At 66.5% G+C, this 13,135-nt stretch carries 14 protein-coding genes; 7 read left to right on the top strand and 7 right to left on the bottom strand.

The features are described 5' to 3' along the window. Positions 1-11 precede the first annotated feature (11 nt). Positions 12-899 carry a DMT family transporter gene (locus AC5P78_RS18125; RefSeq protein ID WP_032966688.1) on the top strand — a complete coding sequence of 296 codons (888 nt, stop codon included), beginning with the start codon at positions 12-14 and terminating at the stop codon, positions 897-899. Between the two features lie 153 nt (positions 900-1,052). Here AC5P78_RS18125 and AC5P78_RS18120 read toward each other — a convergent pair whose 3' ends face one another. From AC5P78_RS18120 to AC5P78_RS18110, 3 genes are all read right to left on the bottom strand, one after another. Further along, positions 1,053-2,093, bottom strand: a complete 1,041-nt coding sequence (locus tag AC5P78_RS18120; RefSeq protein WP_012480001.1) for an aminoglycoside phosphotransferase family protein — start codon at positions 2,091-2,093, stop codon at positions 1,053-1,055. A gap of 99 nt (positions 2,094-2,192) precedes the next feature. After that, a complete protein-coding gene (locus AC5P78_RS18115) occupies positions 2,193-3,227 on the bottom strand; it encodes a DUF418 domain-containing protein (protein WP_076738962.1) in 1,035 nt (344 codons plus the stop codon). Beyond that, a complete protein-coding gene (locus AC5P78_RS18110) occupies positions 3,224-3,814 on the bottom strand; it encodes a TetR/AcrR family transcriptional regulator (protein WP_235643708.1) in 591 nt (196 codons plus the stop codon). The genes AC5P78_RS18115 and AC5P78_RS18110 overlap by 4 nt, the downstream gene beginning before the upstream one ends. A gap of 143 nt (positions 3,815-3,957) precedes the next feature. On the opposite strand from AC5P78_RS18110, the gene AC5P78_RS18105 reads away from it, so the two are divergent. Continuing rightward, on the top strand, positions 3,958-4,383 hold the full coding sequence (locus AC5P78_RS18105) for a DoxX family protein (protein ID WP_060380028.1): 426 nt from the start codon (positions 3,958-3,960) through the stop codon (positions 4,381-4,383). Here the strand turns inward: AC5P78_RS18105 and AC5P78_RS18100 are convergent. Further along, a complete protein-coding gene (locus AC5P78_RS18100) occupies positions 4,356-5,159 on the bottom strand; it encodes an APH(3')-II family aminoglycoside O-phosphotransferase (protein WP_005409358.1) in 804 nt (267 codons plus the stop codon). The genes AC5P78_RS18105 and AC5P78_RS18100 overlap by 28 nt on opposite strands. A 41-nt stretch (positions 5,160-5,200) precedes the next feature. Continuing rightward, positions 5,201-5,704: a DUF2938 domain-containing protein gene (locus AC5P78_RS18095; RefSeq protein ID WP_076738959.1), complete on the bottom strand. Its 504-nt coding sequence runs from the start codon at positions 5,702-5,704 to the stop codon at positions 5,201-5,203. A gap of 55 nt (positions 5,705-5,759) precedes the next feature. Between AC5P78_RS18095 and AC5P78_RS18090 the strand changes: the two genes are divergently transcribed. The 3 genes from AC5P78_RS18090 to AC5P78_RS18080 are packed head-to-tail and all read left to right on the top strand — an operon-like array spanning position 5,760 to position 7,913. Then, positions 5,760-6,425 (top strand): ArsR/SmtB family transcription factor, encoded by a 666-nt coding sequence (locus tag AC5P78_RS18090; RefSeq protein ID WP_005409356.1) that lies wholly within the window; start codon positions 5,760-5,762, stop codon positions 6,423-6,425. Positions 6,426-6,439: 14 nt separating this feature from the next. Further along, entirely contained in the window at positions 6,440-7,168 is a 729-nt protein-coding gene (locus tag AC5P78_RS18085; protein ID WP_059034257.1) for a GNAT family N-acetyltransferase, read from the top strand. A 28-nt stretch (positions 7,169-7,196) separates the two neighbouring features. After that, a complete protein-coding gene (locus tag AC5P78_RS18080) occupies positions 7,197-7,913 on the top strand; it encodes an SDR family NAD(P)-dependent oxidoreductase (RefSeq protein ID WP_227843786.1) in 717 nt (238 codons plus the stop codon). On the opposite strand, the gene AC5P78_RS18075 is transcribed toward AC5P78_RS18080, so the two are convergent. Next, positions 7,907-9,373, bottom strand: a complete 1,467-nt coding sequence (locus tag AC5P78_RS18075; protein ID WP_235643706.1) for an MFS transporter — start codon at positions 9,371-9,373, stop codon at positions 7,907-7,909. The genes AC5P78_RS18080 and AC5P78_RS18075 overlap by 7 nt on opposite strands. A 165-nt stretch (positions 9,374-9,538) precedes the next feature. Between AC5P78_RS18075 and AC5P78_RS18070 the strand changes: the two genes are divergently transcribed. Together AC5P78_RS18070 and AC5P78_RS18065 are read left to right on the top strand one after the other, a co-directional pair. Further along, positions 9,539-10,441: a LysR substrate-binding domain-containing protein gene (locus AC5P78_RS18070; protein ID WP_235643705.1), complete on the top strand. Its 903-nt coding sequence runs from the start codon at positions 9,539-9,541 to the stop codon at positions 10,439-10,441. A 63-nt stretch (positions 10,442-10,504) separates the two neighbouring features. Beyond that, positions 10,505-12,451, top strand: a complete 1,947-nt coding sequence (locus AC5P78_RS18065) for an EAL domain-containing protein (RefSeq protein ID WP_005409351.1) — start codon at positions 10,505-10,507, stop codon at positions 12,449-12,451. On the opposite strand, the gene AC5P78_RS18060 is transcribed toward AC5P78_RS18065, so the two are convergent. Next, the gene (locus tag AC5P78_RS18060; RefSeq protein WP_060380552.1) at positions 12,448-13,059 is read right to left on the bottom strand and encodes a TetR/AcrR family transcriptional regulator; all 612 of its coding nucleotides are present in this window, start codon (positions 13,057-13,059) and stop codon (positions 12,448-12,450) included. The genes AC5P78_RS18065 and AC5P78_RS18060 overlap by 4 nt on opposite strands. Positions 13,060-13,135: the final 76 nt, after the last annotated feature.

Genomic DNA, 13,135 nt, shown 5'->3' with positions numbered 1-13,135 from the left:
GCGCCACCCCGATGCGGGCGGCGCTGCTGATGCTCGGCAGCACGATGGCATTCGGCCTGATGGCCGTCGCCATCCGCTACGCCACCCGGTACGTACCAACCCAGGAAGTGGCGTTCTTTCGCAATGCCTTTGGCCTGCTCGCGTTGCTGCCGATGCTGCTGCGCCCCGGCCATGCACCACTGAAAACGCAGCAGCTGCCGCGTTACTTCGTGCGCAGTGCGATTGGCCTGGGTTCGATGCTGTGCGCGTTCTGGGCACTGGGCCATCTGCCACTGGCGCAGGCGGTTTCCCTCTCGTACTCCACGCCGTTGTTCGTCACCATCGCCGCCGTGCTGTGGCTGGGCGAGACCGTGCGTATACGCCGCTGGGCCGCGGTGGTGGTTGGATTCATCGGTGTGCTGGTGATCGTGCGCCCCGGTACCGCCGGCTTCACCGCCGGCAGCCTGGTAGCGGTGGCAGCCGCCGTGCTCAGCTCATTGGTGGCGATCCAGATCAAGCAGCTGACCCGTGTCGACAGCGCTGACACCGTGGTGCTCTACACCTACGTGTTCTGGGTGCCGCTGTCGCTGGTCCCGGCACTGTTCGTCTGGGTCTGGCCCTCCGGCATGGCGTGGCTGTGGCTGCTGGCCACCGGCGTGCTGGGCACCGTCGGCCAGCTGCTGTGGACGCGGGCGTTGCGCCTCGGTGAAGTCTCGGCGCTGACCCCGATCAGCTTCCTGCAGCTGCCGCTGGTAACGCTGCTCGGCTGGCTGCTGTTCAACGAAAGCGTGGATCGCTGGACGCTCATCGGTGCCGGCATCATCCTCGCCGCCAACGCCTACATCGCCCACCGCGAAGCGGTGTTGTCGCGCCGCGCCGCAAGCGCGGCGGCCTCGGCAGCAGCCAAGCCCGCCGAATGAAAACCATCTGCATGGACAAGCCATGGGGCCTGCACGGGCAAGCCACGGGTCGTGCATGGACAGGCCATGGGTAGAGTCGACTGTTAGTCGACTCCCGCGCGCAGCGCGGGCTTTGCCTGTTCCAATCGAAGCGCAGTCGACTAACAGTCGACTCTACCTAGGGCGATCCTGGCAACGACCTGGAACCTGATCCAGCGCGCGATATACCCGCTCCGCCGCATCGAACACATTGCCCGGTGCGAACTGCTCCCCCAGGTAGTGCAGCGACTGCCGGCGCAACTGCGGCGATCGGTCCTCTCCGTCACTGCCCAGCAGCACCTGCTGGAACTCGATCAGGTCCTGCAGAATGCGCCAGTGCCGGTACCAGGCGATCCAGCGCGGGTCACCGCGATCGCTGCCGTAGCCCTCCTCGAACCCCAGTGGATTCTCGCGACCCCAGCGCCCGCCAACAGCGGCACCGATGAACATCAGGTCACGCTCGCGCGGGGCCAGCGACAGACCATCCCAATCGATCAGGTGCAGGCCCCCGTCATTGCCCATCAGCAGGTTGCCGGCATGCAGATCGGTGTGGCACAGATGCAGGTCTACCGGCGCGTCCTGCAACGCCGCGAGCAGCTCCCGTGCCTGCGCATGCAGCGCCGCGATGCGCGCATGCTGCTGATCCCATACCGAAACGAATGCGCGACCCAGCCCGTCCTTCGCGGCCGCCAGGCCCTCGCCGGCCAACCATTGCCCGACGGTCTCCAGCGCCGCGGTTTCCAGCCGTACGATCGGCAGTGCCTGCTGCAGTTCCGCTGGCAACTGCGCGCCATGCAGGCGCCGCAGCACCTCCCCCAGCCGTTTCCACTGCGTGCGGCTCAACGCCGCCTCGAATCCGGACTGGCCTTCCACATACGGGAACAGGGTGAACTGCAATCCCCAGCGCTGCACAGACGCACCACCGGTCAACGCCGGCCACGGCGCGACGATCTCATCGATACCCAGCGTGCCGCGCATCCAATGCAGGCTGTCCCACACCGCTGGGGCGACCTGGTAGGTACGGCATTTCAACCACCACTGCCCGTGCCGCGCATCGACGCGATACACGCTGGCATTGGCGTCGGCGCCCACCGGGCGTGGCACCACGGCGGTGGGGGTGATGCCATAGGATTGTTGCAGGACTTCGCCGAGATGCTGCGCCGAAGCGAATGACATGGATGCAAGCGGAAAGTGTTACCTGCCACCACTATCGCAGATGCGTTCGCCGCGGCACAGACATGTCCGTCACAACATCGATTCAGCACGACCAGGGAACTAGCCTGCGATGCGCCGCATCACCGTCTCCAGCGGGCCGCGTGCGAACTGCCACGACCATAGCCAGGCCGCGCCCGTCGCCAGCATCAGGAACAGCAGCGCCCACAGCAGCACCGATGCGAGCGACGCGCTGCCATCGAGCAGGCCCAGGCTTTCCAGCGTGCCCATGCCCAGCAGGATGTGGCCCACATACAGGGTCAGGGTCATGCGTCCGGCCGCGGTGAACGGCTCCAACCAGTCACCCGGTCGCACACGCGCCAGCCACAGGCAGGCGGCGATGACACTGCAGGCCGCACCCGCACCCGTAAGCACATAAGCCGGTCCCGGCGGCATCGGCTGCGTTCCCAGCCACACCTGCCAGGGCGTTCCCTGCGCAAGCTGCTGCACGCCATGTCCAGCCCCGATCAGCAGCAGCCCCAGCACCAGCAATGCATGCTGTACCCGCGGCTGCGACAACTGAAGCCGTGCCAGCAGCATCCCCAGCAGGAAGAAGCACAGCCACGGCATCAACGGGTGGAAGCCATTGAACAGCAGGTTGCGGGCTGCGCCCGGCCATTGCCACAGGCCGGCATATTCCAGCGTCTGCCAGTTCCATCCCTGGCTGTAATCCCAATGCAGCAACGCCCAGAACGAACAGGCCGCCAGGCCCACGATGCTGGCCAGCAGCACGCGCGGCGAGGCACGCAGCCACACCACGGCCAGCGCGAAATACACCGCGTAGTAGTGCAGGATATCGGCCGGGAACAGGGTCAGGTTGAGCAGGCCCAGCACCATCAGGAACAGCGCGCGCCTCCAGGTCTGCACGCTGGCCGGCCACCACCCTTGCCGCTGCGTGGCCAACACCAGGCCCAAGCCAGCCAACGTAACGAACGTCGCCGAAGCCTTGCCCTCCAGAAAGTGGAAGAAGCCTGCCAACCATCCGGCGCCCTCTGCCGGCACGGCCATCGCCAGGCGGAAGTTGACCAGCACCATGCCGGCCAAGGCCAGGTAGCGCGCCAGATCAAGGCCGTGCAATCGCCGGTCAACGGCACTCATGCGCGCGCCCCGAGCAGCAGCGCGAGCAGGCCAAGATCCAGCGATGCCTCATCGCCGCCACCGGCTTCGCCCAGCCCCCGACGCAGTGCATCGCTTTCAATGGCATCCAGCAGCACCTGCGCCTGCAATGCCGGTGCCAACACGGGACGCCGGTGTTCGCGCTGTGCCACCTGCTGCAGCGCTTCGGCCAGGACCGCCTGCAACTGCCTGCGATTGGCCGCAAATGCCTCGGCTACGGCCGGATTGCGTGCGCTCTCGGCCAGCACTTCGACGGCGAGCGTCGCCCATTCCGGCTGCCGGCACAGTGCGTGGAAGTCCCGAAGGAAAGCCAGCACCTGTGCGCGCTCGCCTTCGGACGCGGCCAGTCGCTGCAGCAACGGTGCCAGCTCTTCGCTCTCAGCCACCGCCACGGCAAGGATGATCGCCTCCTTGCCCGGGAAGTGGTTGTAGAGATTGCCCAGGCTGACACCGGCCGCCTGCGCGATGTCACGCATGCTGGTCTGGTGGAATCCCTTCGCGAGGAAGCACTGCAGGGCGGCCTGCAGGATCTGCGCGATGCGTTGCTCGTTGCGGTCGGCTCGGCTCATGGCGCAAATAGTGAACGAACGTTCGTCCAATTAAAAGGCGACAACCCGACCACCATCGGGCTTCGTTCAGCCAGCCTTGACCTCAACCGCTGTTGAGGCCCGATGCTGCCCGGCCCGCCCAACGCTCAACCCGGAGTTCCTGCATGCCACGGATGATCGCCACCCTGCTCGACAGCCGCGTGCTGTGGTTCCTCGCCCGGCTGCTGCTGGCCGTGGTGTTCCTGTCCTCGGGCCTGGCCAAGCTGCTGGCGTGGGACAACAGCGTGGCCGAAATGCAGGCCGCCGGGCTGCAACCGCCTGTGCTGTTCAACCTCGCCAGCGCCGTGGTGCTGCTGGGCGGCGCACTGTGCCTGCTGCTTGATCGCCTGCTCTGGCTGGGCAGCGGCGCGCTGGCAGTGTTCATGCTGCTGACCATCGTCGTCGTGCATACCTTCTGGACCAAGCACGGCGCGGAACAGCAGCTGGCCCTGTTCTTCGCGCTGGAACATCTGAGCGTGGTGGGTGGCCTGATCTGCGCGGCCATCGCCAGCCAGGCGCGGGCTCAGAAGAATTCGTCAAGCAACCGGTAGAACGCCAGCCGTCGTTCGTCGGCAACCATGCCGTAGCGCTGGAACAACGGCGCCACCCAACGCGTGTCGCCGAAGTTGTGGACCAGGCTGCGCGCGGCCAGCGCCAGGTCCTGGTAGCGGTCGGCAACACCCAGTCGCCCACAGTCGATGAAACCGCTGAAACGCCCCTCGACCACCATCAGGTTCGGCAGGCAGGCATCGCCATGGCTGACCACCAGGTCTTCATGATCGGGCCGGGTGCTGCACAGTTCAGCGAAGACCTGCTGCGGACTCTGGCCCAAGCGTTCGTCATCGAAATCATCGGCATCCACCAAGCCCGCTTCGACGCGGGCCTGCGCGGCCTGCAGGCGCGAGGCCAGTCGCTGGTCGAACGGGCAGGCTGCCAGCGGCAACGCATGCAGCCCGCGCAGCGCGTCGGCCAGCATTTCCACCAGCTGCTGCGGCGCGAGTTCCGGCGACGAAGCCAGGTCGCGGCCGGGCAGCGCGCTCATCAGCAACCAGCGCCGGCCCGCTTCTTCGGCGGTGGCAATTACCGTTGGTACCGGTTGTCCCTGTTCCTGCAGCCAGCGCAGGCGCGCGATCTCATCACCGAGCTCACTGAAGGCGTCGATCACTTCCGACTTCACGAAGGCATCGGCCTGCCCCGGCCGTTGCACACGGGCTACATCCGCGCGCGACACGCCGATCGACTGCCGCTCGATGCGCGCATCGGCCAACGTTTCCTGCCATGCCCACGGTAGCGGCATGCCATCAGCGAAGGGATCAGGTGCTTCCATGCCGGGGTGTTCCTGTTGCCGGTGACCCCACCGATTTTCGCTCACCCTGCACGAACCGCGGCCAACAGCAGCGCGGAAAGGTACATGCCCACGCCGAACACGCTGTGCGCCACCAGGCTGCGCAGGCGTGCCTTGCCCGGCGCCGGGGTCTTCGAAGCGGCAATGCCGGCACCCATGCCCGGCTGAAGGATGAAGAACGGCGCGGCAACACTGAGAATGCCGAAGGCCAGCGCCGGCCACAGGGTGGGTGCCTGCCCCCAATCGCTCCCGACCACGACCAGCAACAACGTGGCGAACACCACACCGATCACGTAATGCGCGGTCCACCCCAGCGCGCGCTCGCCACCGACCGCTGCCGCGCGGCCGATGCCATCGTGGCGGAAGCGCCCGCGTGGCAGGTGCCCCAGCCAACGCCCGACCATCGCAAAATCCAACGAGGGAATGCCGAACAGCCGCCGCTGCACCACCGCCCACAGGTCCATTACTGCGGTCGCTCCCACGCCGACTACCACCGCATCCATCACGAATGTCGCCTGGCCAAGCATATCGCACACCTTCAATTATTTGCTTGAATGATAGAGCGATGCTAGCGTGCCCCGCATGAACGCTGCAACAGAGCCACCACCCTCACCGCTTGAGGCCTTGGCCGAGATCGCCCGCACGCTCGGCCATGCCCATCGCCTGGCCCTGCTGGAGCACATCGCCCAAGGCGAGCGCGCCGTGGAACGCCTGGCTGAACTGACCGGCCTGTCGGTGGCCAATACCTCCCAGCACCTGCAGCAGCTGCGCCGTGCCGGCCTGGTACAGACCCGCCGTGACGGCAAGCGCATCCTCTACCGCAGCGGTGATGGCCCGCTGGGCAACCTGCTGGCCGCACTGCGCGACTATGCCGACCACCAGCGCAGCGAAATGCACGGCGTGATCCACGACAGCCTGCAGCGCCGCGATGCGCTGGAAGGACTGACCGTGGAGCAGCTGCTGGAACAACGCAGCAGCGTGGTGCTGCTGGATGTGCGGCCGCGCGAGGAATTCGATCTGGGCCACCTGCCCGGCGCGCTGAACATTCCCGTTACGGAACTGCGTGCACGGATGGACGAACTGCCGCGTGCCGTCCACATTGTCGCGTACTGCCGCGGTCCCTACTGCGTGCTGTCCAACGATGCGGTGGCGATGCTGCGCGAGGCCGGACTGACCGCGCAGCGGCTCGCCGCCGGTTACCCCGAATGGAAGGCCGCCGGCCTGCAGGTGGACCTGCCCCGGCACTGAGCGAGACACCGGTCATGGATGATGTGTTTGCCCCGTTGATCGATGCGACCTGGCGCGGCGTGTTCTCCGGGCAGCGCACGCTGCGGGACGATCCACAGCTGCAGTTGGCGTGCAGCGATGATTTCGATGAGGGCGAGGACGGCATGCTGCTGCAGCCGGTCGTGGGCCCCGCTCGCGCACTGTTGCGCCCTGCCCTGGCGGCTCGCCTGCACGTGCACGCGCAACCGCACTGGACGCTGGCACAGCTGCAACAGCGCCTGCAGCAGCTCGGCCAGCGCACGCATGGTGCGGATCGTGTCTTCTACTTCCCTGCCGCAGAACTTGCGGCCCTGGCCGCGCGCCCTGCACCACTACATATCCGCCGTCTCGACCCGGCCGACGCAGCCGCGTTCGAGGTGTTCCAGGCCAACGCCAGCGAAGAGGATCTCGATGCCGCCTGGGTCGAGCTGGACCACTGGCAGGTGTTCGGCGCCTTCGATGGCGAGCGGCTGGTTGCCGCGGGAAGCATGTACCCGTGGAGCCTGGATCCAGCCCTGGCCGACATGGGCGTGCTGACCCTGCCCGAGGCCCGCGGTCGCGGGCACGCGCGCCAGCTGGTACACGCCATGGCCGTGTCCGCGCAGGCTGCCGGGCTGCAGCCTCAGTACCGTTGCCAGCTCGACAACACCGCCTCGATCATTACCGCCGAGCGCAGCGGCCTGCGCGCGTTCGCCGACTGGGACACCATTCTGGCTGCCGACTGAGGCCGCCGCAGTACAACAAGGAAGCAACATGAAATTGATGGTCATCGGCGCCAGCAGGGGCCTGGGTCGGGCGTTCGTGGAAGGCCTGTGCAGTGCGGGCGACACCGTCATCGGCGTTTCGCGCAGCCGTCCGCGCGACCTTGAATGCCCCGAGGGTGTCACCCTGCAGTGGATCGAGGCCGATCTCTCCCAACCCACCCTGGCTGCCAATCACATCGCAGCGCAGGCACCGGCCGATCTGGATGTGCTGATCCACAACCTGGGCATCTGGGAAGAGACCGCCTTCAGCGACGAGTACGCCTTCCTCGACGAGAGCGATGCCGCGCTCACCCAGCTGGTCGACGTCAACATCACCGCGACCCTGGTGCTGCTGCAGCGCCTGCTGCCGCGGGTGCTGGGCGCGCCACGCCCGCAGCTGGTGCTGACCGGGTCGACCTCGGCACTGCCGCGCAGCGGCCGCCCGGAAGTGGCGTTCGGTGCATCCAAGTTCGCACTCAACGGCATCGCCGATGCACTGCGCGAGGGTTTCCGCGATCGCCGCCTGGCGGTGACCAGCCTGCAGCTGGGCTACCTCAACACCGACGATGCGCTGTCGGTTCCGGTTTCAGAGGCCGCAGCGCGCGGCGACGGTGAACTGGTGCCGGTGCACGACGTCGTTGCGATGGTGCGCGCGCTGCTGCAGTTGTCACCGTCCGGCTTCGTGCGCGAACTGGTGCTGCCGGCCATCGCCGACCCGCGCTACTGACTGCCCCTGCTCAGGCCAGGCTCGACCTCTTCGCGCAACAGGTACCCAAGCACGATGGCGGTCAGCACGGTCGCCATCGCCAGGACAAACAGCTGGCCACGGACGGCCTCCACGTATGCCTGGGCAAGCGCCGTTCTCGAAACGCCGGGCAATGCCTCCACCGCTCCGCCAAGGTCGCCCATGGACAGCCTGCGCACGGCGGCACGGGCCACGACGCCGGCCTCCAGCATCATGTTCCCGCCAATCCGGGCCGAGAGCATGATGCCGACAAGCGCGAGGGCAATGGAATCGCCTGCCAGTCGCATCGCATTGAAGATGCCAGCGGCCATGCCGGCCTGTTCCTTGCCGACCACGCTGACCGCCAGGCCATCCATGATCCCCCAGGGAAGGCCGATGCCGATTCCGATGACCAGCATCGGCATCCAGCGCACCGACGGGAACTGGAACACCTGCGCCAGCCATGCCAGCCCAAGAGCACCGATCAGCAGGCCCGCACAGCACAGCGTCCGCGCCGGAATCCAGCGCAGCAGGTAGCCGGCAACCAGGGGAACAACCAGCAAGGGTGCAGACAGCGCTGCCATCGCCAGTCCAGCCTCGGTGGGTCGCAGTCCTTCAACACCGATGAAGCCCGCCGGCAGCACGACCAGAAGGACGACGTAGGAGAACGCGGGTGCAGCGGCGAGAATCTGCACGCCAACAAAGCGCCGGTTGCGGAACAGGCCGAGATCCAGCAGCGGTGTTCGATGGGAGCGCTCCACGGCAATGAACAGGCCCAGCAACACCACCGGGAGCGCCAGCAGTACCAGCGTCTGCGGATGCAGCAAGCCACGTTCCGGCAACACGATCATGGCGTAGGTGAGTGAGCCCAGCGCCAGCATGAAGGTGATGGCCCCCAGCCAATCCAGGCGCGGCGAACCGGCGTTTCTCGATTCGGCGGATGACAGGGCGACCAGCGGTACGGTCAGGGCGGCCAGCAACGCAGGCAGGAAGAACACCCATTCCCAGCCCAGCGCATCGATCAACCCGCCCGCCAGCAGCGGACCGCCTGCGGCCCCTGCACCAAAGGTGGTGCCGATCAGGCTGAAAACCCTTGCCCGCGCCTGGCCGTCGAACACCTGCGCCAGCGACGCCATCGCGCCGGCAAACGCTGCCGACGCCGCCATCCCCTGGAGCAGTCTCAGGACATTGATCCACGCCACATCGGGCATCAAGGGAATCAGGCCGGTGACGAGCGCAAACAACGCGCCGCCCAGAATCCAGATCCGGCGCCTGCCATGCAGATCGGCCAGTCCACCGGCCACCAGCGTGGTGCAGCCGTAGGTCAACAGATAGGCGTTGATGATCCAGGACAACGCCGCAGGGGAACCGCCCAGCGCGTCCCGGATGGCAGGAATGCCCACGGCGGGGCTGGCAATGCTCAAGGGAATGGTGAGCGCCGTCAGACACCCTGCCAGCACCACGCCAAAGCGTGATGATCCGGCCGTCTCAGCAGAGGCAACAGACATGTCGATGAAACTCGAGCGTGGCCAAGCGCCACCGCATTGATGCTATCGACGACGCTATTGCGTAAGAATCCGTCATTCGCTCCATACTTTAATGACACAAACGTCATCAATGGCCACGTCATGGACAGCTTTGCCGGTCTCAGCCTCTTCGTTCTGGTCGCCGAAGCACGCAGCTTCGCGGCCGCAGCACGACAGCGTGGCATCACCCCTTCGGCCGCAAGCAAGACCATCGCCCGGCTGGAAGAGCGCCTGGGCGCCCGCCTGCTGAATCGCAATACCCGCAGCGTCAGCCTGACTGCCGAAGGCGAGCAGTTCCTTGAACGCTGCCGCCGCATCATGATCGAGGTCGCTGCGGCAGAACGCGAACTGACCGATGCCCACGCCGCGCCCAGCGGTCGCCTGAAGGTCAGTCTTCCACTCGCCAGCGGTCTGATGCTGCCGGTGCTTTCGGCGTTTGCGCAGCGCTTCCCCGCCATCGAACTCGACCTGCACTTCAGCGACCGCCTGGTCGATGTCATCGAGGAAGGCTTCGATGCCGTCGTCCGCACAGGCAGCCCCGCCGACTCCCGGCTGCACGGCCGCAACCTCGGCAGTACCCGCCTGCTGTGCGTGGGCGCCCCTGCGTACTTCGCCCAGCGTGGCACGCCGCAGCACCCGGAAGAGCTGAGCGGCCACGCATGCCTTCTCCATCGCTTTCCCGGCACCGGCCTGATCGAACGCTGGCCACTGCCCGCACGTGAGGGAGGCGCTGAAACCCGGCTGACTGCCGCAATGACCGCCAATCATCTTGAGACGATCCTGCACATGGCCATCGATGGCCATGGCATTGCGTGCCTGCCCGACTTCGCCACGCGTGATGCGCTGGACCGCGGTTCGCTCGTCAGCGTTCTGGACCCATGGAGCACTGAGCGAAGCACCTTCTGGGCCCTCTGGCCAAGCCATCGCCATCAGCAGCCGCGTGTACGCGCGTTCGTGGATTTCATGGCCGAACACCTCCTGCCCGAACGCAGCCAGCGCAATTGAACCTGCGCGCTGCTGCGACTACGCTGCTCGTCACCGGCCGTCGGTCACAGGCGGGAACCTGCTATGGATGCGCTTTCACGGGTCTCGGCCCAGGTCCTGGACAGCGCCCTGCCCAGCCTGCCGCTGTACCTGCTGCAGGCCACGGCGGTGATCGGCATGATCGGCGTGCTGCTGATCGCCACCCGCCGCGCCGGCCACGCCATTGAAGGCCGCCGCCTGTACGTGGGCGTGGCGCTGGGCCTGATCTACCTGTTCAATTCCTGGTTCGTGGCCCGCTACAGCCAGGGCGTGGTCAAGCTCCACCTGGGTTTCGACATCCTGCTGGTCAGCGGCCTGCTCGGCGGCTGGCGCGGTGGCCTGGCCTGCCTGGGCGCCAGCCTGCTGGCCCGCTACCAGTTCGCCGGCACCCAGTATTTCCTGCCTGCCGGCCTCGAGGCCACGCTGCAGATGCTGGCCGGCGTCTGGCTGCGCAGGCGCCTGCACCCACGCATGCTCAATGAACTCTCGCTGCGCCTGATCCTGCAGGCCTGGGGCGTTCGTATCGTCGTCACTGCGTTGGGCCTGGCACTGGGGGTAGCAATCATCGGCGCCCATCAGCTGCCCGTGGAGGAGTTGGCAATCCAGCGCCTGCTGGCACTGCCACTCTCACTGCTGATGCTCGGCGCGGTGTTCGCACTGGTCTACAACGATGCGCAGATCGATGCACAACGCCAGCGCGAACAGGCCTGGCTGCGCATCGATCCGATCAGTGGCCTGCCCAACATGCGTGCGCTCGGCGAACGCCTGCAGCATTACTGGCGCGACAACGACGGCATCGGCAAGGCCTGCCTGATCGTGGCCGAGATGGGCAACCTGCGCGATCTGCGCCTGCGCTATGGTCCGCTGCAGGACAACGGTATCTGGCAGCGCGACAGCACCGAAGAAGTACATCGGCTGCTGCCCTCGCTGCCGGCCACGCAACTGGAGATCTACCAGTTCGGCGATGCCGCGCTGGCGATCCTGGTGCGCGACCTGGCCTTGTCCGAACTGCGCACGCAACCGCAGATCACCGAGCTGGCCAGCAACCTGGCCGAGCAGGTCGGCCGCGATTGGCCCGGTTTCCGGCCGCTGTTCCGCTGTGCAGTAGTCGAATTGAAGCCCCCCGTAGATGCCGACGAAGGACATCTTCCGTTCCGTGCGATCACCGTTGCACTGAGTGCGATCGAATCCGGCGTCGTGTTCTTCGACGACCCGATCCAGCGCGACAGCGAGATCGACGCCCTGATCGAAGTCGCTCTCGAACGTTGGCTGCAGCAGGGCGACGCACCGCTGTGCTACCAGCCCAAGCATCGCCTGCAGGATCGCAAACTGGTCGGCGCCGAAGCACTGCTGCGCATGCGCGACGGCGAGGGCCGGCTGATCGCGCCGATGCGGGTGATCTCCCTGCTGCGCCGGCAGGGGCGATTGGCTGAACTGGAATGGGCCACGCTGCAGTCGGCCATCCACTTCCTGCAGCAGTGCCGACGCGATGGCACGCAACTGAAGATCGCAGTGAACGTTTCGGCCGAGTCACTGCGCCTGCCCGACTTCGGCCTGCGCCTGCAGGAACTGCTGCAGCTGCACGATGTGCCTGGCGTGATGTTGCGCCTGGAGATCGTCGAATGGACCGAGATCGTCGAGCGCGACGTGGTAGATGCCAACATCGCACAGCTGCTGGCGGCGGAGGTCACCCTGTCGCTGGATGATTTCGGCGCTGGCTATTCAACCCTGATCCTGCTCTCGCAGCTGGCCATCGCCGAGGTCAAGATCGAACAGGCGCTGATCGCCACACTGTCCGACGCCAAGTCGCAGTCGATCGTGCGCTTCATCGTCGAGGTTGCGCACCGCTGCGGCGCGATCGTGGTGGCCGAAGGTACCGAAACCCTGGCGCAGGAGCAGAAGCTGCGGGCCCTGGGCGTGGATGTCGGCCAAGGCTATCTGTACTCGGCGGCGCTGCCGGCCGACGAGTTCCGCCGCTTCGCCGCCAGCTAGACCGCGTAGAAACCCAGGAACATCGCCACCGCCGATTCGGCCACGCGTGCACGCTCCTCTGCGTTCAACGGCGCCTGCCCCATCGTAACTTGGGGCCAGAACGCAAAGCTCTTCACCAGCCCGTGCAGCTGGTGGCCGGCGAACTCCGGATCAACCTCACGCAACCGGCCATCAGCGATGGCCGCGCGGATCCACGCACTCTCGCCGCTTTCCTTTTCACCCATGCGGCAGACGATGGCCTGCGCACGCTCCGGTGAGTGGATGATCTCGGCCATCGCCACCCGCGCCAGGTCGATGAAGTTGGCATCGCTGAGCAGTTCCAGCTTCTGGCCCAGCAACTGCAGCAGCTGCGTCTGCAGCGGCTGGTCGGCGCGGTACGGCAATGCGTCGCTGGCCACGCTGCGCTCCCACAGCTCCTCCAGGATCATCGAGAACAGCGCTTCCTTGCTCGGGAAGTGGTTGTAGACGGTGCGCTTGGAGACCCCGGCCGCCTCGGCAATGCGGTCCATGCTGGTCGCCTCGTAGCCCGCGGCACGGAACTCCTCCACCGCCGCGCGCACGATGGCTTCGCGTTTGCGGTCGGTCAGGCGTTGCGGGGCACGGGGCATGGCGGGAACCGGATAACTGAACGGATGCTTCCATTTTACACTCGGCAGTGTACTTTTGGAAAACCCGAAACTACAC

Source organism: Stenotrophomonas sp. YJH_SMC_133 (genome assembly GCF_059370655.1).
This window is presented reverse-complemented; position numbering and strand designations above follow the sequence as displayed.

Excerpts from the sequence above, each read along its gene's own strand:
- AC5P78_RS18125 (WP_032966688.1), top strand. The coding sequence starts at position 12 with ATGCGGGCGGCGCTGCTGATGCTCGGCAGCACGATGGCATTCGGCCTG.
- AC5P78_RS18120 (WP_012480001.1), bottom strand. The coding sequence starts at position 2,093 with ATGTCATTCGCTTCGGCGCAGCATCTCGGCGAAGTCCTGCAACAATCC.
- AC5P78_RS18115 (WP_076738962.1), bottom strand. The coding sequence starts at position 3,227 with ATGAGTGCCGTTGACCGGCGATTGCACGGCCTTGATCTGGCGCGCTAC.
- AC5P78_RS18110 (WP_235643708.1), bottom strand. The coding sequence starts at position 3,814 with ATGAGCCGAGCCGACCGCAACGAGCAACGCATCGCGCAGATCCTGCAG.
- AC5P78_RS18105 (WP_060380028.1), top strand. The coding sequence starts at position 3,958 with ATGCCACGGATGATCGCCACCCTGCTCGACAGCCGCGTGCTGTGGTTC.
- AC5P78_RS18100 (WP_005409358.1), bottom strand. The coding sequence starts at position 5,159 with ATGGAAGCACCTGATCCCTTCGCTGATGGCATGCCGCTACCGTGGGCA.
- AC5P78_RS18095 (WP_076738959.1), bottom strand. The coding sequence starts at position 5,704 with ATGCTTGGCCAGGCGACATTCGTGATGGATGCGGTGGTAGTCGGCGTG.
- AC5P78_RS18090 (WP_005409356.1), top strand. The coding sequence starts at position 5,760 with ATGAACGCTGCAACAGAGCCACCACCCTCACCGCTTGAGGCCTTGGCC.
- AC5P78_RS18085 (WP_059034257.1), top strand. The coding sequence starts at position 6,440 with ATGGATGATGTGTTTGCCCCGTTGATCGATGCGACCTGGCGCGGCGTG.
- AC5P78_RS18080 (WP_227843786.1), top strand. The coding sequence starts at position 7,197 with ATGAAATTGATGGTCATCGGCGCCAGCAGGGGCCTGGGTCGGGCGTTC.
- AC5P78_RS18070 (WP_235643705.1), top strand. The coding sequence starts at position 9,539 with ATGGACAGCTTTGCCGGTCTCAGCCTCTTCGTTCTGGTCGCCGAAGCA.
- AC5P78_RS18065 (WP_005409351.1), top strand. The coding sequence starts at position 10,505 with ATGGATGCGCTTTCACGGGTCTCGGCCCAGGTCCTGGACAGCGCCCTG.
- AC5P78_RS18060 (WP_060380552.1), bottom strand. The coding sequence starts at position 13,059 with ATGCCCCGTGCCCCGCAACGCCTGACCGACCGCAAACGCGAAGCCATC.